Genomic DNA, 21,656 nt, shown 5'->3' on the forward strand with positions numbered 1-21,656 from the left:
CGGCGTGGCGCGGCGTGTCCACCTCCCGGATCGAGGACAACTCCGATAATCTCGGGCAAGTCGATCGCGAGCCGGCGCGAGGAGGTCAGTGTGCGAGAACTGAAGGTGGTGGGTCTCGAGCCGGATGCTAAGCATGTCGTGCTCGCGGATCCCACAACGGGGGACAAGTTCCGCATTCCGGTCGACGACACACTTCGCGCCGCATCGCGCGGCGACCTCGCCCGACTGGGGCAGATCCAGATCGAAACCGCCAGCACCCTCCGCCCGCGCGAGATCCAGGCCCGCATCCGGGCCGGGGCGTCCGTCGAGCAGGTTGCCGAAGAAGCCGGCATTCCGATCTCGAAGGTCGAACGATTCGCCTATCCGGTACTGCTCGAGCGTTCCCGCGCAGCCGACATGGCACAGAAGGGGCACCCGGTCCGCCCCGACGGCCCCACAGTGCAGACACTCCTCGAGATCGTCACGCAGGCGTTCCGCTCGCGCGGACACAACCTCGACGACGCGACGTGGGATGCATGGCGCGACGACGACGGCCACTGGGTCGCTCAACTCGAATGGCAGGCCGGCCGTTCCACCAATGCTGCGCACTGGCGCTATCAGCCCGATGCGCACGGTGGCACGATCTCCGCGCTCGACGACATCGCCGCCGACCTCGTCGACCCGGATTGCGGTCGCCCCCTGCGCTACCTGACGCCGGTGTACTCGTCACGCGACACCGACGACACGGTGGAGACCGACACCGAGACCGAGCGGTTCGTCGCCGCACCGGCCGACGCGGTCGTCATCGACCGGCAGCCGGAACCCTCCGACGACGAGACCGCGGTAGTAGAGACGGGCCGGACGATTCCCGTCGCCACCGAACCCGACACCGACGCACAGCGAGGCGCGGCAGCGTCGGCCAAGTCCGCAGCGAACCCGAGCAAGGACAAGCGCGGCAAGCCCGCACTGCCGTCGTGGGACGACGTACTGCTAGGCGTCCGCAGCAACGGACGCGCCTGAGGACCGACGCCGATGGCGGCGGTCGTGTCGACGCTCTGGTACGTCGACGCCCCGGATCCTGCTGCAGTACTGCGTAATTCGACCCCCGACCTCGACACAGCGCACGCTCTGCTCGCGCGACTGTATCCCGATCGGCACGCCACCGTGGGCGGCCGCGCGACACTCGCGCAGGTGGCTGCGGGAATGGGACCGGACGACGCGGAGTTCGACGACAACACAGTCTTCGTCGGCAGCTTCCCCGGTGTCACCGTGGTGTGCAGCCGCGACCTCGTCCACCGCCGCCCGTCCGCGGTGAGTGAGGACTGGCTGCACACACTCGCATCCGAGAACACCTACCTGATCGTGTCCGATGCCGCCGGAGGGTGGGGGTCGTTCGGGGCGTGGGAGCGAGGCACACTCCGACGCGCGTTCGGGGCCGGCGCTATCGAGTTCTACGAAGACGAGGGCATTCCGTTCGTGTGGGAACGTCCGTACTGGTCGGGCGAGCACCCCATGCGGTGGCCGGCAGGTTCTGTTCCGCATCCCGAAGCGCTGCCGTTCCATCCCCGCCGCCTCGTCGAAGCCGCAAACGCCGCGTGGCTCGGGTTCCGGTACGTCGGTCGCACCGACGACGAGCCCGAGCCGGGCGACATCGACGTGTGGAGTTTCACCCTGCACCGACCGGGAGAACCCGCACCGACCGCGCAGCAGACCACGCGCCCCTGGTGGCGCCGCGCGGTGGGCCTGTAGGTCAGGCCACGCTCATCCGAACAACAGCACGGCCCACGCCACAGGCACAGCGGTAGCGATACCCAGCGCCACCCACCGCCACACCGCTCTCCGTCGCCAGACCAGAAGGGTCGGAGTGGCTCCCGCGACGGCCACGATATTGACGAGCACCGCCACCGCGGGATGAATGTCCGCGAGGACCTCCCCGATCGCGACGAGCGTGACCGTTGTCATCGCAAAGGCGAACGCGGCCAACGACAGCCCCGTCGACCACGGAGTCGGCGAGGGCACGGACGTCGCATTCATCCGGGGATCCGAACTCGCTCGTAGAACGCCATCGCCGCTGCCGTCGCCACGTTGAGCGAATCGGTGCCCGGCGCCATCGGTATTCGAGCGCGTACATCGGTGGCGCGCATGGCCTGCTCCGTCAGCCCGGGTCCTTCCGCGCCGAGCAGCAACGCCACCTTCTCCCCCGTCATCGCCTCGGCGAGCGGCATCGCCTCCGGATTCGGGGTCAGCGAAATCAGCTGGAATCCGCGGTCACGCAGCGTATCGAGGTCGTGCGGCCACTGGTCGACGTGCGCGAACGGAATGCGCAGGACATGTCCCATCGACACGCGTACAGCGCGCCGATACAGCGGATCGGCGCAGCCCTTACCGAACAGCACTGCGTCGACACCGAGTCCTGCCGCATTGCGGAACATCGAACCGATGTTCTCGTGATCGTTGACGCCTTCGAGCACCGCGACGGTGGTGGACTTCTCGATCACCTCGACGAGGTCGAGCGGCTCGGGCCGATACGCGACCCCGAGCACGCCGCGGTTGAGGTGGAAGCCGACCACCTCTGCCATGACGCCCGCGTCGGTCCGGTAGTACGGCACGTCCGGAGACAGTCCCGCCCGCCCGGTGTCGCGCAGGTCGTCGGCGAGTTCACCGAGGCGACGATCGACACCGAGCATGGCATGCAACGGGAATCGGGAGTCGAGCATGCGCTGTACGACCAGCACGCCCTCGGCGACCACCAGCCCCTTTCCACCAGGAAGATCAGGACGCCGATCCGAGGAGTTGAGGTCGCGGAAGTCGTCCAGCCTGGGGTCGGCGGGATCGTCGATGTCGATGACGTGAACCACGGCAACATTCTCCCAGCCGGAGACACGATCGCCGCATCGGACTCGACTAGTCCTCCTCGGCCACCAGCTCCGTCAGGATGACGACCGCCTCGCGCAAGGTGGCGATGTCGGCGTCGTCGAGCTTCGTGAGACGTTCGGTCAACCACTCTTCGCGCGCCTGGTGCTCATCGGCGAGCAGGCTGTCTCCTGCGGACGACAACTTGACGATGATCTGCCTGCCGTCGGTGGGGTGCGGAGTGCGCTCCACCAGGCCGAGTTCGTTCAGCGACGCGATCACACGCGTCATCGACGGGGGCTGAACCCGTTCGCGGGACGCGAGCCCGCCGGGGGTCATCGCCCCCTCCGTCCGCAACGTCTGCATGGCCGACAGTTGTGTCAGAGTGACTCGGGAATGGCTGCGCTGTCCCCGTAGATGACGCGTCAAACGCACCACAGCAAGCGCGAGGTCGCCTGCGAGTGCCCGTGTGTCCGAGATCATGGCGAGCACAATACGGGACAGACCGGACCCTCGACCCAGCGCTGTGTCAGGTGAGCAGTTCTGTGAGCGGATCGACGGAGAAATACAGCGCGAACAGCGCCGCCACGACCCACAGCAACGGATGGACGGTGCGCGCCTTGCCGCTCACCGCATGGAGGACAACCCAGGTGATGAAGCCGACGCCGATACCGTTGGCGATCGAGTAGGTGAACGGCATCGCCATGATCGTCAGGAACGCGGGGAGAGCGACCTCGAACTTGGTGAAGTCGATGTCGCGGACCTGACCGATCATGAGCGCACCGACGACGACGAGCGCGGGGGCCGCAGCCTCGATCGGCACGACCTCGTAGAGCGGGGTCAGGAACATCGCGAGCAGGAACATCAGGCCGGTGACGACATTGGCGAGGCCGGTGCGGGCCCCTTCCGCAATGCCCGACGCGGACTCGACGAACACAGTGTTCGACGATGCGGACGCTCCACCACCGACGATGGCGCCGGCACCTTCGACGACGAGGGCCTTGCCGATGCCCGGCAAGTTGCCGTCCTTGTCGGTGAGGTCGGCCTCTTTGCCGAGGCCCGTCATGGTGCCCATGGCATCGAAGAAGTTGGCGAGCACGAGAGTGAACACGAGCAGCGACGCGGCGATCACACCGATGCGGGTGAACGCGCCGAACAGGTTCACATCACCCACCAATGCCAGGTCGGGGATGCCGATGAAGGATTCGGGGGCTGCGGGTAGGCCGAGGTTCCAGCCCTTCGGGTTGGTGCCCTGCGACGGCCCGACCTCCGCGACGGCCTCGACGATCATCGCGAGGATCGTGGTGGTGACGATACCGATGAGCAGGCCACCTCGCACCTTCCGCACCACGAGCACACCCATGAGCAGCACACCGACGACGAAGACGAACGTCGGCCACGACGCGATGGAACCGTCGATGCCCAGTCCGACGGGGACGGTGGTGCCGGCCGCGTCGGGGATGCGCCGCACGAAACCGGCATCGACCATGCCGATGAACGCGATGAACGCACCGATACCGGCAGCGATTGCCGCCTTGAGCTCCCTCGGGATCGCGTTGAACACGGCGGTGCGGAAGCCTGTGAGGGCGAGCACGACGATGATGATGCCGTCGATCACGACGAGGCCCATCGCCTCGGGCCACGTAACCTGAGGGGCGATCGTCACCGCGAGCAGGCTGTTGATGCCCAGGCCGGCGGCGATCGCGAACGGGTAGTTCGCGACCACACCGAAGATGATGCTCATCAGACCGGCCACGAGTGCGGTGACCGCGGCAACCTGGTTGACCGGCAGGATGTTGCCCAGGACATCGATCTTCGCGGTCGCGTCGTCGGCGGAGAAGCTGCCGAGAATCAGGGGGTTGAGGACCACGATGTACGACATCGCGAAGAACGTGACGAGTCCGCCACGCACCTCCCGCGAGACCGTCGAACCTCGTTCGCTGATCTTGAAATACGCATCCAGGAAGGATGATCTCTTGGAATCGGTTCCTACGGCCATGTCCACTTTTTCCGCTCGTCGAGTACGGTGCGTCGCAACGGGTGAAGATTATTGCAGCGGCGACGATCTAATCTGCAATTCGTGAGAGACACCGAAACGATCACCGAGCGGATCCGCCTGTTGGCCGATCCGCGGCCCGCACTTGCACTCGGGACTGCGTTCTGGACGATCGCCGCGCTCGTGGTCCTGCTCACCGGCGACCGATGGTCGGATGCACTGCCCGTCTGTATCGCCGGAATCATCGTGGGACTCTTGGGAACTACTCTGTTCCTGGTTCAGAGGTCGGCGTCGCGCCGCGGGAGGCGGGGCGCCCAGGTAGGCCTGGACTGAGCACAGCGGTTGGTCGAACAACGGAGCTAGCGGCGTGCTCGCCTGCCTTGTATCCACGTGATCAACCACACCCACAGCAACGCCCAGCCGACACCGAGAATCCACCCGGCGAGGACGTCGGTCAACCAGTGCGCCGCGAGGTACACGCGGCTCAGCCCCACCAGTACCGTGTAGGCACCGAGGCAGACGATCGCTGTGGTTCTCCGGCGGTCGCCCCGGTGCCAGGTCCGCATCGCGACTGCCGCGAGGGTCGTCGCGATCACCGCGCTCATCATCGCGTGCCCAGACGGGAACGACCACGTAGCGAGGTCCATCAGCCGATCGGGCTCGGGCGGGCGCGTCCGGACGGCGAGATTCTTGATCGCCGTCATCACGGGCCATCCCGTGGCCACCGCTCCCCCGACGAGTAACGCGTCGGCCGGCCTGGATGCACGCAGCAGGAGCACCACCGCAATCGTGGCGATCACTGCGTTCGCGACCCCGCCACCGGTATGAGTGATCACGGTGATCGCCGTGGTGAGCTCCGGACTGCGAATGTCGACGACCCAGTCGAGCGTCGCTTCGTCGACCGTCACGAGCTTCGGGACAACCCGGCGAGTGCGCCCGGCAGACCGAGACGCGTGCAGTGGACGGTGCCGGACGCATCGACCCACCACGGCACCTCGCGGTCGCCGGTGATCGCGCCGGTGCAGCGCACTGCGAGCTGCTCGTGCACCACCAGTGGCCGCGCCGGCAACGGCAGCCCCGACGCCACCGAAGCGAGGACTGCGTCCGGTTCACGCCGCCAGGTCGTAGCCCGGCCCGGTCCGGTCGGTTCGCCGGAAATCACGGCCGACGCCGCGGCGATGTCGAGGAGTTCGGCGAGCGCGGCCGCAGCGGCGTCGTCGACGACGACCAGCCGGTCGGCCGGGATCACCGAAGCGAACCACGGCAGGTCGGCCACGAGTGCCTCTGCGGCATCGACGACGGTCCCCGCCAGGCTACGGACCCCGGCGGGCAGGATCACGCTGTCGAGATCGACGGTTCCGGTGGCGTAGGCCCGCGCGAGTGCGGCGTGCGCGGCGACGACGGCGGCCGGGTCGGGGCGACGCCCCGGGTCTGCCAGCCGATCGAGCAGGATCTCGGCGAGGTGGGGATCGTCGATCCCGGTTCCGGCCAGGCACGCGCGGAACGCTCCCGCGTCGGGGTGTGTGCACGGATCGAGCAGGCCCTCGAAGGCAGCGTCATCCACGTACCGGAGGTGGCCCAGCGGCTGGTCTCCCAGGACGGCGTAGTTGCGCAGCCACCACGCGGTGTAGCCGTCACGGTCGGTGAGTGTCGCGGCGGTGTCGGGCTCCGCGGCGAGCAACGCGAGGGCACGGTCCCAGCGGGTCTCGTCGACGAGGTCGAGATCGCGCACCGCGACGAGCGTCTCGGGATCGGTGCCGATGGTGTGCCACCAGGTGTCCTCATCGGGCAGGTCGTGGTCGGGTCCGGTCGGTAGCTCGGCGCGCAACACGGTGAAACCCCACCCGACACCGATCGCGTGCAGCGCATCGGCGCCGTACTTCTCGACGAGACCCTCGTCCACCGTGCCGAAGGGCGAATCCTCGACGAGAACCTCCGCGAGAGGCGCATCCGGGAGAAGAAGCTCGTCTGCGGGGACGAGTTCACCTTCCGTGTCGGGCAACAGCAGCATCCCGAGTTCACGGGGCACAGCCGCGGCCGGGACCTTCGCGACGAGCGTCAACACGACGGCGGCGAGGTCCTCCGCCGACTGGTCGTCGGGGTCGTGGTGCACATCGTCGATGGCAGCGACGAGCGCCGGATCGCCGAGCAGGTCTTCGGCGGTCACGGTGCCGGCGCCGAGCCGGGTCAGCAACGGGTGCGCCGCGTCGGGATGCACCAGCCGCACCCACGGCAACGTGACGGAGCCGAGATCGTGCAGGACCGTGGTCCGAGGGCCGGTGACGGTCCGTCCATCGGACAGCGGCACGGGGAGCGCCGCGAGCTCCTCCGCGGTGACGGCATCGACGACCAGCGGTGTCAGCGCCTGGTACAGCCGGTGCCACCAGGCCGGTTCCCGCGAATGTCCGGCGAGCAGATCGGCGACCCGAGCGAGACCGATGCGATGCACGTCGACGGAAGCGAGCGCCGCCGCGTGGCGCGGTGAACACAGCGCCGGGGAGATCAGGCCGGGAACGACCTCGTCGAGTGCTTCGGCCAGGGCATCGTCGAGTCCGGTCAGCGCCGCCGCGCGGTCCGGCGACAGATCGTCTCCGCCGTCGGCCGCAGGGAGCCATCGATTGCTCCGTAGCTCCTCGAACAGCGCTTCCCGGATGCGTCCGTCGACCTCGCTGCGCGCGAAACCCGGTGTCGGCACCAGCACGAGTCGCTGATCGCCGGGCAACGACGCGACGAAGTCGGCGTATCCCTGAACGAGATGCTCGACCGGCGCACCCGGCAGCATCCGCCGGCGGTCCGGTTGCATCGGAACGTCGGCGACGACGAGCGCCGGCAACGACAGTTCCTCGTCCGACCGGGTGGGCGCGCGGAGCACGTCATCGCCGACCGGCCGGACCACGCCGTCGACGACGGGCACGAGCCATCGGGCCGAAGCTCCGCGATGCTCCCACCAGTAGTGATCTCCGATGCGTAGTTCCCTCAGCCCGGACTCGAGAACGCTCTCGGTACGGACGAACTCGTCCTCGTCGATGACGATCGTCTGCAGTGCGGGCAATTCGAGCAGCAGATCGATCGCCTCACGGCGGAAATCGTCGAGCAGCGTCTCGGCATCGATTCCGAAACGGACGTCGAGCACCACCTCGGTGTCGCTCCCAGCGGGCGGCGGGGTCGTGCTCGGCCATGCCAAGCGCAGTGTCGGCACACTGCCGTCGGGTACGGCCAATCCGTGCTCGTCCAGGACATCGCGGGTCTGTGCAGCGGAGAACCTGACGGACCCGGTACGCGACCGCACCTCCACCTCATCGGAAATCGCGAGGACCGCGGTGAATCCGACACCGAATCTCCCCACGCCACCGGTCTTGCTCGACGCACGCAACGCAGTCAGTGCCTGGACACCGGTTTCATCGAGGGGCGCTCCGGTGTTGGCGATGTGCAGGCAGGTTCCGACCCGCCACACCCGCAGCGTGCCCGGGATTCCGGCACGACTCGCAGCGTCGGCCGCGTTCTGTGCCAGTTCGGTCAGAACCCGGTCGCGGTATCCGGTACGGACGAGATCCGCTTCGGTAGCGACGTCCTCCCGCAGACGCGTCGGCGACGATCGCCACGCGGCTACGAGACCGTCGCGTAGCGCCGCGGTGCCGAACGGATCCGCGGTGTCGGAGACGTGCACGTCAGTCGGTCTGTTCCGACTGTGCGTTCTCGGTTGCGGCAGTGGCCTCGGTCTGCTCCGCAGTGGCGTTCTCCGTGCGCTCTGCAGCGACGGCAGGAAGCTCGACGATCTCGACCGCCCCGTCGTCGTACGCATCGAACTGCGGCGAACCCGCACCGGTGGGCAGGGTGGTATCGGAGTGCGCACCGCACCCGAATTCGGCGTGCACGACATGACCGTCGGCGGCGAATTCGTTTCCGCACACACCGAACGCTGCCCGCAGCGATCCCGCCAGCGGCAGATAGAACCCGCACAGCATGCACGTCGACGGTGCGGCCTTGGCCATCTCCGAGTGGGGGCCGTACTCGCCGTCGAACCACCGCTGCGCTGCGTCGAGCCGACCTTCGAGGCTCATCACCTGCTTGCGGCCGAGCCCGATCTCACCGGCAGTCTCGTCGACGTCGGGATCGCCGGAGGCGGTGTAGCCCGGCACGAGCCGCTCGTCGTTCGGTGTGGGAGCCAGCAGGTCGCCGGGGCCCAGGTCGCCGGGCCGGATCCGTTCGTTCCACGGCACCCAAACGGGTGCGACCAACGATTCGGGGCCCGGCAGCAATACGAGTTCACTGACGGTGACGTGGTCGGATTCGGGCGCCGCGGCCACCACGACGGCCCACTGCCAGCCGTGATATCCGGCCAGGTCGGCTGCGAAGCGGTGTGTTGCTGCGCATTCGTCCTCGGCGGTGACGCCCAGATAGGCGCCGACGACACCCTCTCCGAGCTCGTTCAGGGCAGCCCGTGCGACCTCCACGGCCTCAGCGAGCACCGATCGGACGGCCGGATCCACCGAAGGAACCGTTCCGGGGGCAACGGCAGAAGATGCAACGCTCACGAGCACCATTGTGCCGGACCGATGCCCCGGCGTGGTGCCCGGCCATGAGAAGACACATGAGACGGCCGAGAAGAAACCGTCGAAGACAACAGGAAGATGGACTCATGAAGCGTCGACCGGCCACCTTCGCGCTCGCCCTCACCCTGCTGACCGCGGGTTGCAGCGACACCGTTGTCGACGAACCCGGGCCGCCGGCAGACGAACTACGCGTCGAGATCGTCGCGGAGCATCCCCACGATCCGGCGGCGTTCACCCAGGGTCTCGAAGTGGATGACGGTGAACTGTTCGAGGGCACCGGGCGCGAGGGGTCGTCGTGGGTGTCGGCTCGCCCACTCGACGCACCCACCGAACGCACCCGGGTGCCGCTCCCCGACGACATGTTCGGCGAGGGCATCACTGTTACCGACGGGGCGGTGTGGCAGCTCACATGGAAGGACGGTGTGGCGTTCGTCCGCGACCGCGACAGCCTCGCGGAGCGACGCCGGATCGAGTACGACGGTGAGGGCTGGGGTCTGTGCGACCAGCCCGATCGCCTGGTGATGAGCGATGGCTCCGCGGACCTGACGTTCAGGGACCGCGACACGTTCGCCGAGCTGGGGCGGGTCACTGTCCATCGCAACGGTCGTGCGGTGTCGAACCTGAACGAGCTCGAATGCACCGACGACGGCGTCGTCTACGCGAATGTGTGGAAGACCGAGGAGATCGTGCGGATCGACCCCGAGTCCGGTCGGGTCGGCGCAACGATCGACGCGTCCGCGCTGCTCGACCGGCTCTCCGACGCCGATCGGGACGATGTCGACGTCTTGAACGGGATCGCCCACATCCCGGGCACGGACCGTTTCCTCGTGACGGGCAAGTTGTGGCCGACGCTGTTCGAAGTCCGGTTCGTCCCGTGACTCGGCACAGCGAGCAACACGACGACCGGCCCGACTCCACAACCGCTGCGCAGTGGTGAAGAATCGAAGGGTGACCGAACGGGAAGAGCGACCTGCCGACAAGGCGGACGATCGTGCCCCGGGCTCTCGGCATCCGGGGTACAGCAACTATCCGCCGCCGCGCCGCGTCTCAGCGCGCCGCACACCGCTGCCGCCATTGCATCCGATAGACGAGTCACAGCGCTCGGGCCCGGAAGGCACGGACGCACGCGCGGCAGCGAAGGGCTCCGGGCCGTCGAAGGATTCGTCCGACCCCGAGGACGACCGGTCGGGCGACAACAGCCGGTCGAGTGACAACAGGGGGCCCCGCGCACCGCGGATGCCCCGCAAGCTCACGGTGACGCGGGTCGCGGCATTCCGAAGCCGGGAGCTCACTCACAAGGGCATCGCTACTTTCCGTCGCGCCGCGACCGCCGATGGCGCCGACAAGTCCGGTCTCACGGCACTGACGTACGCGACCATGGCGAATTTCGCCGCCGACGCCGCGATGGCGGTGGCCTTGGCGAACACGCTGTTCTTCTCCGCCGCGACCGGTGAGGACAAGACGAAGGTCGCGTTGTATCTGCTCATCACGATCGCGCCGTTCGCCGTCATCGCTCCGTTGATCGGTCCGCTCCTGGATCGACTCCAGCACGGCCGTCGCGTGGCGCTGGCGACGTCGTTCGGGTTGCGGACCGTCCTCGCCGTCATCTTGATCTTCAACTTCGACAGTTGGGCGTTGTATCCCGCGGCGCTGGCGATGATGGTGCTCAGCAAATCCTTCGCGGTACTCAAATCCGCGGTCACGCCTCGTGTGCTGCCACCTGAGATAGACCTCGTGCGTGTCAACTCCAGACTCACCGTGTTCGGCCTGGTCGGAGGCACACTCGGTGCCGGCGCGATCGCCGGCGCGGCGGCGTGGGCGTTCGATTCGGCCGGTGCTCTGTGGCTGTGCGCCGCGATCACCGTCTTCGGCGCGTATCTGAGCATGCGGATCCCGGCATGGGTCGAGGTCACCGAGGGCGAGGTGCCCGCGACGCTGAAGTACCACGGATCCGATGCCCGCACCGAGGTGCTCGATACGAAGACCGAGGTGATCACCACCAACGGCAAGCGTCGGTATCCACTCGGCCGCACAGTCGTCACAGGACTGTGGGGCAACGGCACCATCCGTGTGCTCACCGGCTTCCTCACCCTGTTCATCGCGTTCGTGGCGAAGAGCGCCACCGAGCAATCACCGCTCATGCAGGCGGCGATGCTGGGTCTCGTCGGTGCTGCCGCCGCGATCGGTAACTTCGCGGGGAACGCGACCGGTGCGCGGATGGCTCTGGGGCGGCCCGCTCTCATCATCGTGAGATGTGCTGCTGCCGCGGTCATCGTGGCGGCGATCGTCGCCGCGACCGACAACGTGCTCGCCGCCGCGTTCGCCGCGTTGGTCGCCGCATGTGCCAGTGCGCTGGCGAAGGTGTCGCTGGATGCCTCGCTACAGCAGGACCTGCCCGAGGAATCCATCGCATCCGGATTCGGCCGGTCGGAAACCGTCCTTCAGCTGAGCTGGGTTCTGGGCGGCGCCATGGGGGTTCTGCTGCCCACCGAGCTGTGGATCGGATTCTCGGTGGTGACGGTGGTGCTGGTTCTCGGTTTCACCCAGACCCTGCTCACCTACCGTGGAAAGACGTTGCTGCCCGGCCTGGGTGGCAGGAGGCCCGAGCATGCCTCCACCGACACTGCCGACGAGCGCCGAAGGCGCGCGGACGGGCAGCCGACACGAAATGGGAGCCGATGAATCTGCAAGCCCGGACGAAGAAGGCGATCGCGCTGATCGCGGTAGTCCTGGTGGTGGCCGCCGTGGGTATCGGCGCAGTGGTGTGGGCACTCGTCGACTCGGCCGAGCCGCGACTGCCCGAGATCACCGCCTACGGAGACGGCAACTCGGTCACGGTGTCCCCGACACAGCATTGCAACGTCAACCTGGAGGACTGCGTCGAGAATCCCATCACCCAGCTCTCCGTCCGAGCCGGATATCCGCTTCAGTTGTCGCTGCCGTCGGAGATCTCCGACGCACCGTGGCGTCTGATCGCCGTGTACGGCGATCTCCAGACGGGTGAGACGTTCCTCGACGGCATCATGGTCGAGCCGGGCCAGCGGAGCGCGATCACCGTGCCGAGCGATCCGACTCTGCAGTTGCTCGGTGTGGAGGTCCAGCTGCCCTCCGCGGTGGTGGACGAAGCGGGCGAGCCGATCGCTCACGCCGTGTGGGCCGTCCAGACGTTCTGAGCCCACTCCCTCCAGGTCCTCGAGGTCGCAAGAGCGGAATGCCGTATCCGATTCGATCGGATACGGCATTCCACTTTGTCCCGGTGGTCTGTCTCAGTGATCGAGCTCGCGGGCGATAGCGCGCATGACCTCGGAGATCCGCTGCCCCGCCTTGCGGTCCGGGTAGCGACCACGCTGCAGATCGGGCTGGATCGCGACCTCGAGGAGCTTGATCATGTCCTCGACCATGCCGTGCAACTCGTCGGGTGAGCGTCGCTCACGCGCCGTTGCCTCACGCCGCCCGGCCTGCTGCCGCAGCGACGGCTTCTCGAGCAATTCGACCTTGAGCGCCTGGGGTCCGCGACGACCGACAGCCATCCCGAATTCGACGCGCTGGCCCGCTTTGAGGCTCTCGACGCCCTCCGGGAGGGCCGACGCGCGCACGTAGACGTCCTCGCCTTCATCCTGAGACAGGAAGCCGAAGCCCTTCTCGACGTCGTACCATTTCACCTTGCCGGTCGGCACCGCGCTCACCTGCTCCTGGACGGCCGTGCCCGAGGGCACGATATGGACATGCAAAACAACGCGCCCCAAACTCATCGAGCGGGACGCGCAGACGCGTTTCAGTGTACCCCGACGCACATACCGCCCCCGACCGCCGGCGACTACCGTAGACGCCGTGGGTAACTCTTCTTCCGATTCTGCTCGTGCGCCCCGCAAGGGCCTGTTCAACGCCGCTATCGTGTGCTTCGCCGTAGGCATCGCGGCGGTGGTCGCGATCTTCCTGACGCCGGCCCTCACCGACGGCAAGCCGGGCCTCGTCCTGTTCCTGCTCACTCTCGCGTGGCCGCTCGGCTTCGCGCTGGCCATCGCGTTCGCCTTGCAGTCGGGTCGACGCTCGAAGGGCGGTAACGGCTCATGAGGGTAGTTCTCAACATCATCTGGCTGATTTTCGGCGGCCTGTGGCTGGCACTCGGCTACTTCCTCGCCGGCATCATCTGCTGCATCCTCATCATCACGATCCCGTTCGGCATCGCGTCGTTCCGGATCGGCGTCTACGCACTGTGGCCGTTCGGGAAGACGACGGTCGACAAGCCGACCGCGGGGGCAGGTTCCCTGATCGGGAATGTGATCTGGATCGTAGTCGCCGGCATCTGGCTGGCCCTCGGACACATCACGACAGCGATCGCCATGGCCATCACGATCATCGGCATTCCGCTCGCGATCGCGAACCTGAAGATGATCCCGATCTCCCTGATGCCGCTCGGGAAGGACATCGTTCCTGTCGACGCGCGCCCGACTTACATGTGACCTTAATCACGTAACGAGCTGATAACAGCGACGGCTCGAAACGGCTTTGAGGGTCTACTCGCGCGACTACCAGCGAATTCGGCGTGACATAGCCCCAGCACAGCCGCGGGCCCGCAAACGGTCGTGCGTTATCAATTGGTGACACTCGCCCACCCGAACCGTTACCGTCGTCATCGGTCGGACCGCCTGGTCCAACCAACCCGGGCCCGCCGCGCCAAATTCCTGTCCCGCGGAAGTCCGGTTATCCCGACAAACGATCCACGAGGGACAGGAAACGGGGGACCCAACCGGTCTCCCTCGGAAGCACCCGGCCCCGCCGGTCGCTTCCTCGGAGGCCCGGCCCGCCGCTCACGCGGCAGGCCTTGGGGTGAAGCCGGAACGCTCGACGAGCGCAACGGCCGGACTACCTCTTCAGTCCGAACCCGACAGCTGACCTCGTAGGCGCGTGCGGAGAGGAAACGGAACCGACATGAGCGGACGCCATCGCAAGCCCACCAACACCGGCCGGACCGTCGCGAAGTTCGCGCTGACCGGCGCCGTCCTCGGCGTCACCGGTGTTGCCTTCAGCGGCACCGCCGCCGCAGCCCCCGACTCCGATTGGGACCGCCTCGCACAGTGCGAGTCCGGCGGCAACTGGGCCATCGCCACCGGCAACGGCTACCACGGCGGCCTGCAGTTCTCGCCGAGCACCTGGAACGCCTACGGCGGCCAGGAATACGCACCCACCGCCAACCAGGCCAGCCGCGACCAGCAGATCGCCGTCGCCGAGCGCGTCCTCGCAGGCCAGGGCTGGGGCGCATGGCCGTCCTGCTCCTCGAGCCTGGGGCTGTCCAGCGCTCCGACCCAGCGTGACGCCCCGAGCGCTCCCGCTCAGTCCACGCCCGCACCGGTCACCGAGAACCGTCAGGTTCCGCAGCTCTCCGACGCTCCGGCACTGCCTGCCGAGGCCCAGGGCATCATCGACGGCTTCGAGCAGGGCGTCGATGCGCTGCAGGCCGCCGGTATCGCGCTCGACCCCGCCGTCCTCGACGCGGTCCGCGCAGTCCTGCCCCAGTAGGCAGCACACCAGCTACAAACAAGAACCCCGCACCGGATTCGGTGCGGGGTTCTTCGTTGTCGGGAGTGTGACAGTCGAGGAAGAGTCGATGTCGAGGAACTCAGCGGTTGATGACGGTGCGCGGGTGCGTGTACGGAAGCTCGTCCGCCGGGACCGGGAACACGGCGTCCTCGCCGTACGGGGAAAGCGGACCCGAACGCGTCGACGACAGTTCGGTGACCGCATGGTCGCCATCTGCCAACTCCGGCCATCCGCGATCGACGTAGAGGTTCTTCGATTTGTCAGCCATGACCCTCATTTTGGCAGGTGAGTTCGTCTCAGGCCATCTCAGGTCTCTAATCTGGACCGGATGACACCCACCACGCCCGCCCCCGACACCGGATCGGACTCGCTCGCCCGGTGGCTGTCCGATCGCCGCGACACGGAACTCGTTGCTCTCCTGCGCTCGAGACCCGATCTGGTGGTGCCCCCACCCGCAACGATGAGCGTGCTCGCGAATCGCGCGCGCCAACGCGCGTCGGTGTTCCGCACAGCGAACGACTTCACCACCGCCGAGTTCGGGATCATCGAGGCACTGGCCCGGCTCGGGGCCGTCGACGACGGGGTAGCGAGGAAGACTCTCGTCGACGATCTGCGGGGACGCATCACCGCAAAGGCCGTCGATCGGATTCTCGACCGGCTGCGCTCCGTCCTCCTGGTGTGGGACACCCCCGACGGTCTGCGTCTCGTCGCGGCCGCCGTGGAAGCCGTGCCGTGGCGGGTCGGACGCACACCCGAGACGGACGCGTTCACCCGCGACGAGCTCGATGTGGTCCTCGCCGAGCTCGATCCCGCACAGCGCAGCATTCTCGACACCCTGGCACGTACATCGCCCATCGGGCGCACCCGCGACGCCGCTCCGGGCTCCGACGAGACTCGTCCCGTCCAGAAGCTCCTGGCAGCCGGGTTGCTCACCCGCATCGACGACGAAACCGTCGAGCTTCCCCACCGGGTCGGGCAAGCCATGCGCGGTGAAGCACCGTTCGATCCGGCATCGCTGACTCCGCCGAGTTTCAAGGCGAGCACCAAGGCTGCCCCCGATACCAACAGCACCGCCGCCGGTGCCGCCCTGGAACTGCTGCGCCACTGCGAGGACCTGATCACCGCGCTGGGCCGGCAGCCCGCCCCCGCGCTGCGCTCCGGCGGCCTGGGGGTCCGCGAACTCCACCGGCTCGCAAAAGCCCTCGACCTCACCGATGACCACACCGCATTACTCGTCGAGGTGCTCGCGGCGGCGGGACTCATCGCGCGAGGAAATCCCGACCCCGCCCCACCCGGCGACATCGACGACTATTGGGCTCCCACCACCTCGGCCGACGGATGGCTCACCGCACACACCGCGCACCGCTGGGCGGTGCTCGCCGGTGCGTGGCTCGACGCACCGCGTCGACCGTGGCTGATCGGGCGCCGCGACCAGAACGACAAGCCGATCGCAGCGCTGTCCGACGAGGTGAACTCTCCTACCGCGGCCTACGACCGCAGACTGCTCCTCGAGGTCCTGGCCGACCACGTCACGCCGTCCACAGCCGAAGTGCAGGCCATCGTGGCATGGCGTCGACCCCGGTCGGCCGGCCACTTCGGCCACGAGACGGTGACCGAGACGATCCGCGAGGCGACCGCACTCGCGCTGGTTGCCCACGACAACCTCAGCTCCCCCGGTAAGGCCCTGATCCACGGCGGCGACGCCGACACCGAGATGGCGAACGCGCTCCCCGAACCTGTCGATTACGTTCTCGTCCAGGCGGACCTCACCGTCGTCGCCCCGGGCCCCCTCGTCCCGGAACTGGCCGCGCGGGTCGCACTCGTCGCCGACGTCGAATCGGCCGGCGCCGCCACCGTCTACCGGATCAGCGAGGGCAGCGTGCGCCGCGCGCTCGACTCGGGCGTCGGCGCAGGCGAACTGCACGCGCTGTTCTCGGCTCACTCGCGCACCCCCGTCCCCCAATCGCTGACGTACTTGATCGACGACGTGGCGCGCCGACACGGGCGCCTGCGCGCCGGTATCGCGTCGTCGTTCGTGCGCGCCGACGATCCCGCGCTGCTCGCGGAGGTGCTTGCGGCGCCGGTCGCCGCAACGTTGGCGTTGCGTGCAGTCGCGCCGACGGTCGCCATCTCACAGGCACCCCTCGCAGAGGTGCTCACCTCGCTCAGGGAAGCCGGCTTCGCACCGGCGGGAGAGGATGCGTCGGGTGCGGTACTGGATCTGCGCCCTCGCGGCGCACGGCTGGTCGTGCCGCGGTCGCGTCCCCGATACGCCGGGCCCATGCCGCCCAACGACGAACAGCTCGAGACGCTCGTACGCACCCTGCGTGCGGGCGATCGTGCCGCCTCCGCCCCGGCGAGCACACCGGTACGCGGAGACGGCAGCCGCACAGGCGGAGCCGCCACGATGGCGCTGCTACAGCTGGCGGTGCACGCCAAGCGCAGCGTGACCCTCGGCTACGTGGATGCGCAGGGCACGGCGACCCGGCGCATCGTCGATCCGGTCAGTGTCGCGGGCGGGCAGCTCGAGGCGTTCGATCCCACGACCGGTTCGGTCCGTAGTTTCGTGCTCCACCGCGTCTCGTCGGTCGCACTCGTGGACTGAACCTGCCGCTTGCTGTTTACGTGGCAGACGCCGTCACTCGTATGTTCGCGTCGACCACGAACTGGTTGTCGGGGCGCGGAAGTCCGTAGTGGCCACGCAGGGTCGTCTCGGTGTAGTCGGTACGGAACAGTCCACGCTCCTGCAGGATCGGCACAACGCGGTCGACGAACAGCTCGAGACCGGACGGCAACACCGCCGGCATGATGTTGAATCCGTCGGCGGCGCCGCTGCGGAACCAGTGCTCGATCGTGTCGGCGACCTGCTCGGCGGTGCCGGCGAAGGTGCGGTGCCCGCGACCGCCACCGAGTCGCGCGATCAGCTCGCGCACCGTCAGATTCTCGCGCCGGGCGAGCTGCACGATCAGCGTGTAACGGCTCTTGGCACCCTCGATCTCGTCCTCCGACGGAAGGTCCTCCGGCAGTTCTCGGTCGAGATCGAGCTCCTCGGGCGCAAGCCCGAAACGCTCGGCAAGCTGCGCCCGCGCGTACTCCGGTGAGATGAGCCGCGCAAGTTCGGCATCGAGCTCGCGGGCGTGCTCCTCCGTGTCGCCGATGACGGGCACGATGCCCGGGAGGATGAGCACCTGGTCGGGATTGCGTCCGACCTTCGCGACCCGGTCCTTGACGTCGTCGTAGAAGGCCTTGCCTTCCTCGAAGGTGGGCTGTGCCGTGAAGATCGCCTCCGAGTAGAGCGCGGCGAAGTCCTTACCGTTCTCCGATGATCCGGCCTGCACGAGCAACGGATATCCTTGCGGCGACCGGGGGACATTGAGCGGTCCTGCAACCTTGAAGAACTCCCCCTCGTGGTCGAACCGGTGGACCTTCGCCGAATCGGAGTGGACCGCAGAGTCCTTGTCGGCAACGATCGCGTCGTCCTCCCAGCTGTCCCACAGTTTCGTGGAGACCTCGACGAACTCCGCGGCGCGCTGGTAGCGGGTCTTGTGGGCGGGCACACCATCGAGTCCGAAATTGCGAGCCGCGTCGTCGCCAGCGGTGGTGACGATGTTCCAGCCGGCCCGTCCCCCGCTCACGATGTCGAGGGACGCGAAGCGACGGGCGAGGTTGTAGGGCTCGTTGTAGCTCGTCGACGCCGTTGCGATCAAACCGATCTTCGACGTCGCTGCTCCGATGGCCGTCAGGATGATCGTCGGTTCGAGCTTGCCCGAGGGGCGCCGCTCGGGAACGCCCATCAGAACGGGGCTGTCGGCAAGGAACACCGAGTCGAACTTCCCGCGCTCGGCGGTCTGGGCCAGCGAGATGTAATGGCCGATATCGAGGTTCGCGTTCGGGTCGCTCTCGGGAAGTCGCCACGCGGCCTCGTGATGGCCGATCGGCATCAGGAATGCGTTGAGGTGAAGCGTGCGGGACTCAGGCGTACTTGTCATCAATTCTCCTGGTGTGAAAGGGTTTCGACGCCGAGCGCGCCGAGAAGGGTGTCTCTGATCTCACGAAAGCCTGGATCGTCGAAGGATCGGGGCTTCGGAAGGTCGATGATCCTGTCGACCTCGATTCGCCCCTCGCGCAGCACCACGACGCGGTCTGCGAGCACGATCGCTTCGTCCACATCGTGGGTGACGAGCAGGACGGTGGGCCGGTGCCTTTCGATCAGCTGGTCGAGGAGGCCGTGCATCTTGATGCGCGTCAGCGCGTCCAAGGCGCCGAACGGCTCGTCGGCAAGCAGAAGCCTGGGGTCTCGCACGAGGGCACGAGCCAACGCGACCCGCTGTTGCTCACCGCCCGACAGGTCGAGCGGCCACGCAGCCTCGCGACCGGTCAGACCCACTTCGGCGAGAAGTGCACTTCCTTTCTCCCGGCCGTTGTGACCGAGCCCGAGTGTCACGTTGTCGAGCACGCGGAGCCATGGAAGCAGTCTCGAATCCTGGAAGGCGACCGAAATCTCTTCGGGAACAGAAAGAGTTCCACCGTGGACCTCGACGTCGTAGTCGAGGCCCGCAAGTGCGCGCAGCAACGTGGACTTGCCGGATCCGCTCTTGCCGAGCAGTGCCACGAACTGTCCATCGGGAATGTCGAGGTCGAGTTCGTCGAGGACATGCCTGTCGCCGAAACCGCGGATCAGGCCCCGGATCTGTACCGCGCTCATCCGCCGAGCGTCTTCCGCCAGGCGAGCGCACGCCGCTCGAGTGCGCGCAATCCGGCATCGGAGAGCAAGCCGAACACCGCGTAGACGACGAGACCGACCAGGATGACGTCGGACTGACCGTAGTTCTGCGCGTTGTACATCATCTTGCCCAGGCCGGTGACGGCGTTGATGCCCTCGACCACGATGAGCGTGAGCCACGCCCCCGTGACGGACAACCGAAGTCCGAGAAAGAACCCGGGCAGGGCACCGGGCAACACGACCTTGCGGATGAATGCGGCGCGGGAGAGCCTCAGGACCTCGGAGAGTTCGACGTACCGCTGGTCGATGGCGGTCAGCGAGTTGTGTGTCTGGATGTACATGTGCACGACGACACCCAGCGCGATGATCGTGATCTTGAAAGTCTCACCGATGCCGAGCCACAGGATCAGCAGCGGAATCAGGCCGAGTGTCGGAATCGCACGCTTGACCTGTACGGGCCCGTCGATCAGCGCTTCACCCGTGCGGGTGAGGCCGGACGCCAGGGCCAGCGCCGTACCGATGACCACACCGATCACGAAGCCGAGGCCTGCCCGGCCCAGCGAGGTCAGGACATGCTGTTGCAGGACACCATCGGAGATGAGGTCGACTGCAGTGGACACGACGGTCCACGGCGCCGACAGTTTGCGCTCGTCGATCAATCCCGCAGCCGATCCGATCGCCCAGACTGCGAGCAGAATCACCACACCGGTCATACGGGAGAACGGGAATGCTTTGCGAAGACCCAGTCTTCGGATCGGTCGGATTCCGCCGACCGCCACGGGTTCGTGTGCGACCGTGTCCGGTCGGATGCCCGGCGGCTTGATCAGTGTTTCGGTCATGAATCCGCTCCTACGCGGTAGATTTCCGGAACAGATTCGTAGGCAACGGTTTCGAACCTGCGGTCGAACAGATCTTCAGCATCGATCTCGGAGAACCAGCCGCCCTCGGCGAGAATGTCTGCGGTCTCCTGTGTCCACTGGATGGCGTAGTCCCACGACGAGGGATACCGCGGCTCCTGACCGACCGAGTCGATGATGCGCTTGCCGTCCTCGAACGACACGCCTTCGGAATCGACGTAGTACGCCTGAGTCCACTCGTCGGGGTTCTCCCAGGCCCACACCTCGCCCTGCGCCCATAGCGGGATGAACGACTTGATCGCGGCGGCCTTCGCGGGATCTTCGAGCACCGAGACCGGGGCCCAAAGCACCGACAGCGCATCCACCTCCGGTGTGACGATGCCACGCGCACCCTCGTCGCCGTACTCGTCGAGGTACTTGGTCAGCGACGGCTCGCTCAGGGGCGCCACGTCGACCTGCCCGGATTGGAGCGCGGTGAGGAACTGAGTGCTGGGCAGCTCGACGATCTCCACTTTGTCGAATCCGATCCCGAGAGTCTTCAATGTCCGGAGCACGACGACGCCCTGCGCTTGCCCGGGCGAGACCGCGATCTTCCTACCTCGCAGATCGTCGAGCGACTCCACATCCGAACCGGGTGACGTCGCGAGCTCGTACTGAGCCTTGTCCTTCTCTTTTACCGCGACGATCTTGGCATCGAAGCCGGTGGCGGCGGCCTGTATCGGGGGCACTGCGGCGTTGGTCGCAAGATCGATCGCGTCACCCCGGAACCCCTGGATGACGTCGGGGCCCGCTGTGACTGTCGGCCAGTCCGACACAGTGAATCCCAGCTCGTCGATCAGACCGGAGGCCTCCAGTTGTGCCTTGGCGACCCTGGTGGCGACGCTCAACGAGGTACCGGCAGGCACGTCGTCAGGAATCGGTGCATCTGCCGCGAGGCCGCCCCCTCCCGAGCCGGTGGCGCAGCCGGCGAGCACAAGGCTCGCTACCGCGGCAACCGCGAGTGCGTCCCGCGCTTTTCGAGCGCGGCCGAGTACAGCAAATGGCATCTGGTCCCCCGAAGGTCGGTGTGTGGATCGTGTGACGGGCACGCTAACCGCGGGGATCGCCCCCGAACCATGGATAGGCGCTGCGTGAACTTAAGTCCCCTTTTTTCG

Annotated in this window: 23 protein-coding genes and 1 riboswitch; of the genes, 10 read left to right on the plus strand and 13 right to left on the minus strand. The window is 67.2% G+C overall.

Translation table 11 applies throughout. The features are described from left to right. Positions 1-90: 90 nt before the first annotated feature. Positions 91-999, plus strand: coding sequence for a septation protein SepH (gene sepH / locus EV641_RS13780; protein WP_199233245.1), 909 nt, complete (start codon positions 91-93; stop codon positions 997-999). Between the two features lie 12 nt (positions 1,000-1,011). Beyond that, entirely contained in the window at positions 1,012-1,728 is a 717-nt protein-coding gene (locus tag EV641_RS13785) for a hypothetical protein (protein ID WP_054716952.1), read from the plus strand. 12 nt (positions 1,729-1,740) lie between these two features. Here EV641_RS13785 and EV641_RS13790 read toward each other — a convergent pair whose 3' ends face one another. Genes EV641_RS13790 through EV641_RS13805 form a run of 4 tightly spaced genes read right to left on the minus strand, consistent with a single transcriptional unit; the run spans position 1,741 to position 4,831 of the window. Continuing rightward, the gene (locus tag EV641_RS13790) at positions 1,741-2,013 is read right to left on the minus strand and encodes a DUF2537 domain-containing protein (RefSeq protein ID WP_132472344.1); all 273 of its coding nucleotides are present in this window, start codon (positions 2,011-2,013) and stop codon (positions 1,741-1,743) included. Beyond that, positions 2,010-2,837 (minus strand): RNA methyltransferase, encoded by an 828-nt coding sequence (locus EV641_RS13795; protein ID WP_054716957.1) that lies wholly within the window; start codon positions 2,835-2,837, stop codon positions 2,010-2,012. The genes EV641_RS13790 and EV641_RS13795 overlap by 4 nt, the downstream gene beginning before the upstream one ends. Positions 2,838-2,883: 46 nt before the next feature. After that, positions 2,884-3,315 (minus strand): MarR family transcriptional regulator, encoded by a 432-nt coding sequence (locus EV641_RS13800; protein ID WP_054716967.1) that lies wholly within the window; start codon positions 3,313-3,315, stop codon positions 2,884-2,886. 46 nt (positions 3,316-3,361) lie between these two features. Next, positions 3,362-4,831 carry an NCS2 family permease gene (locus tag EV641_RS13805; protein ID WP_132472346.1) on the minus strand — a complete coding sequence of 490 codons (1,470 nt, stop codon included), beginning with the start codon at positions 4,829-4,831 and terminating at the stop codon, positions 3,362-3,364. An 81-nt stretch (positions 4,832-4,912) separates the two neighbouring features. Between EV641_RS13805 and EV641_RS13810 the strand changes: the two genes are divergently transcribed. Further along, positions 4,913-5,161, plus strand: coding sequence for a DUF2530 domain-containing protein (locus EV641_RS13810; RefSeq protein ID WP_132472348.1), 249 nt, complete (start codon positions 4,913-4,915; stop codon positions 5,159-5,161). A gap of 26 nt (positions 5,162-5,187) precedes the next feature. Here EV641_RS13810 and EV641_RS13815 read toward each other — a convergent pair whose 3' ends face one another. Genes EV641_RS13815 through EV641_RS13825 form a run of 3 tightly spaced genes read right to left on the minus strand, consistent with a single transcriptional unit; the run spans position 5,188 to position 9,363 of the window. Next, complete coding sequence (locus EV641_RS13815; protein ID WP_054716963.1) at positions 5,188-5,736, minus strand: phosphatase PAP2 family protein; 549 nt, start codon at positions 5,734-5,736, stop codon at positions 5,188-5,190. Then, positions 5,733-8,495 (minus strand): ATP-binding protein, encoded by a 2,763-nt coding sequence (locus EV641_RS13820; protein ID WP_132472350.1) that lies wholly within the window; start codon positions 8,493-8,495, stop codon positions 5,733-5,735. The genes EV641_RS13815 and EV641_RS13820 overlap by 4 nt, the downstream gene beginning before the upstream one ends. A gap of 1 nt (position 8,496) precedes the next feature. Then, entirely contained in the window at positions 8,497-9,363 is an 867-nt protein-coding gene (locus EV641_RS13825) for a DUF3027 domain-containing protein (RefSeq protein ID WP_241997199.1), read from the minus strand. Positions 9,364-9,467: 104 nt separating this feature from the next. Here EV641_RS13825 and EV641_RS13830 point away from each other — a divergent pair, with 104 nt between their 5' ends. The 3 genes from EV641_RS13830 to EV641_RS13840 all read left to right on the plus strand — a co-directional run bounded on the left by EV641_RS13830 (position 9,468) and on the right by EV641_RS13840 (position 12,554). Continuing rightward, positions 9,468-10,259, plus strand: a complete 792-nt coding sequence (locus tag EV641_RS13830) for a glutaminyl-peptide cyclotransferase (RefSeq protein WP_054716909.1) — start codon at positions 9,468-9,470, stop codon at positions 10,257-10,259. Between the two features lie 70 nt (positions 10,260-10,329). Continuing rightward, positions 10,330-12,063 (plus strand): MFS transporter, encoded by a 1,734-nt coding sequence (locus tag EV641_RS13835; protein WP_132472354.1) that lies wholly within the window; start codon positions 10,330-10,332, stop codon positions 12,061-12,063. Continuing rightward, positions 12,060-12,554: a DUF2771 domain-containing protein gene (locus EV641_RS13840; protein ID WP_054716912.1), complete on the plus strand. Its 495-nt coding sequence runs from the start codon at positions 12,060-12,062 to the stop codon at positions 12,552-12,554. The genes EV641_RS13835 and EV641_RS13840 overlap by 4 nt, the downstream gene beginning before the upstream one ends. 93 nt (positions 12,555-12,647) lie before the next feature. On the opposite strand, the gene EV641_RS30150 is transcribed toward EV641_RS13840, so the two are convergent. After that, entirely contained in the window at positions 12,648-13,058 is a 411-nt protein-coding gene (locus EV641_RS30150) for a cold-shock protein (RefSeq protein ID WP_199233254.1), read from the minus strand. Between the two features lie 154 nt (positions 13,059-13,212). On the opposite strand from EV641_RS30150, the gene EV641_RS13850 reads away from it, so the two are divergent. The 3 genes from EV641_RS13850 (at position 13,213) to EV641_RS13860 (ending at position 14,901) form a co-directional block, all read left to right on the plus strand. Beyond that, positions 13,213-13,455, plus strand: coding sequence for a hypothetical protein (locus tag EV641_RS13850; RefSeq protein ID WP_054716914.1), 243 nt, complete (start codon positions 13,213-13,215; stop codon positions 13,453-13,455). Beyond that, entirely contained in the window at positions 13,452-13,844 is a 393-nt protein-coding gene (locus EV641_RS13855; RefSeq protein WP_054716918.1) for a YccF domain-containing protein, read from the plus strand. The genes EV641_RS13850 and EV641_RS13855 overlap by 4 nt, the downstream gene beginning before the upstream one ends. A 218-nt stretch (positions 13,845-14,062) precedes the next feature. Then, positions 14,063-14,304: riboswitch (cyclic di-AMP (ydaO/yuaA leader) on the plus strand. Between the two features lie 9 nt (positions 14,305-14,313). After that, positions 14,314-14,901 carry a transglycosylase family protein gene (locus tag EV641_RS13860; RefSeq protein ID WP_132472356.1) on the plus strand — a complete coding sequence of 196 codons (588 nt, stop codon included), beginning with the start codon at positions 14,314-14,316 and terminating at the stop codon, positions 14,899-14,901. Positions 14,902-15,001: 100 nt separating this feature from the next. On the opposite strand, the gene EV641_RS13865 is transcribed toward EV641_RS13860, so the two are convergent. Further along, the gene (locus EV641_RS13865) at positions 15,002-15,190 is read right to left on the minus strand and encodes a hypothetical protein (protein WP_132472358.1); all 189 of its coding nucleotides are present in this window, start codon (positions 15,188-15,190) and stop codon (positions 15,002-15,004) included. 60 nt (positions 15,191-15,250) lie between these two features. Between EV641_RS13865 and EV641_RS13870 the strand changes: the two genes are divergently transcribed. Further along, complete coding sequence (locus EV641_RS13870; RefSeq protein ID WP_132472360.1) at positions 15,251-17,527, plus strand: helicase-associated domain-containing protein; 2,277 nt, start codon at positions 15,251-15,253, stop codon at positions 17,525-17,527. A gap of 16 nt (positions 17,528-17,543) precedes the next feature. Here the strand turns inward: EV641_RS13870 and EV641_RS13875 are convergent, their stop codons facing one another. The 4 genes from EV641_RS13875 to EV641_RS13890 are packed head-to-tail and all read right to left on the minus strand — an operon-like array spanning position 17,544 to position 21,548. Beyond that, positions 17,544-18,911 carry an LLM class flavin-dependent oxidoreductase gene (locus EV641_RS13875; protein ID WP_132472362.1) on the minus strand — a complete coding sequence of 456 codons (1,368 nt, stop codon included), beginning with the start codon at positions 18,909-18,911 and terminating at the stop codon, positions 17,544-17,546. Continuing rightward, a complete protein-coding gene (locus tag EV641_RS13880; RefSeq protein WP_054715598.1) occupies positions 18,911-19,648 on the minus strand; it encodes an ABC transporter ATP-binding protein in 738 nt (245 codons plus the stop codon). The genes EV641_RS13875 and EV641_RS13880 overlap by 1 nt, the downstream gene beginning before the upstream one ends. Further along, positions 19,624-20,484 (minus strand): ABC transporter permease, encoded by an 861-nt coding sequence (locus EV641_RS13885; RefSeq protein ID WP_054715595.1) that lies wholly within the window; start codon positions 20,482-20,484, stop codon positions 19,624-19,626. Before EV641_RS13885 ends, EV641_RS13880 begins: the two co-directional genes overlap by 25 nt. Beyond that, positions 20,481-21,548: an ABC transporter substrate-binding protein gene (locus EV641_RS13890; RefSeq protein WP_132472364.1), complete on the minus strand. Its 1,068-nt coding sequence runs from the start codon at positions 21,546-21,548 to the stop codon at positions 20,481-20,483. The genes EV641_RS13885 and EV641_RS13890 overlap by 4 nt, the downstream gene beginning before the upstream one ends. Positions 21,549-21,656 lie beyond the last annotated feature (108 nt).

It is taken from the genome of Rhodococcus sp. SMB37 (assembly GCF_004345605.1).
In the GTDB taxonomy this organism is placed as follows: domain Bacteria; phylum Actinomycetota; class Actinomycetes; order Mycobacteriales; family Mycobacteriaceae; genus Rhodococcus.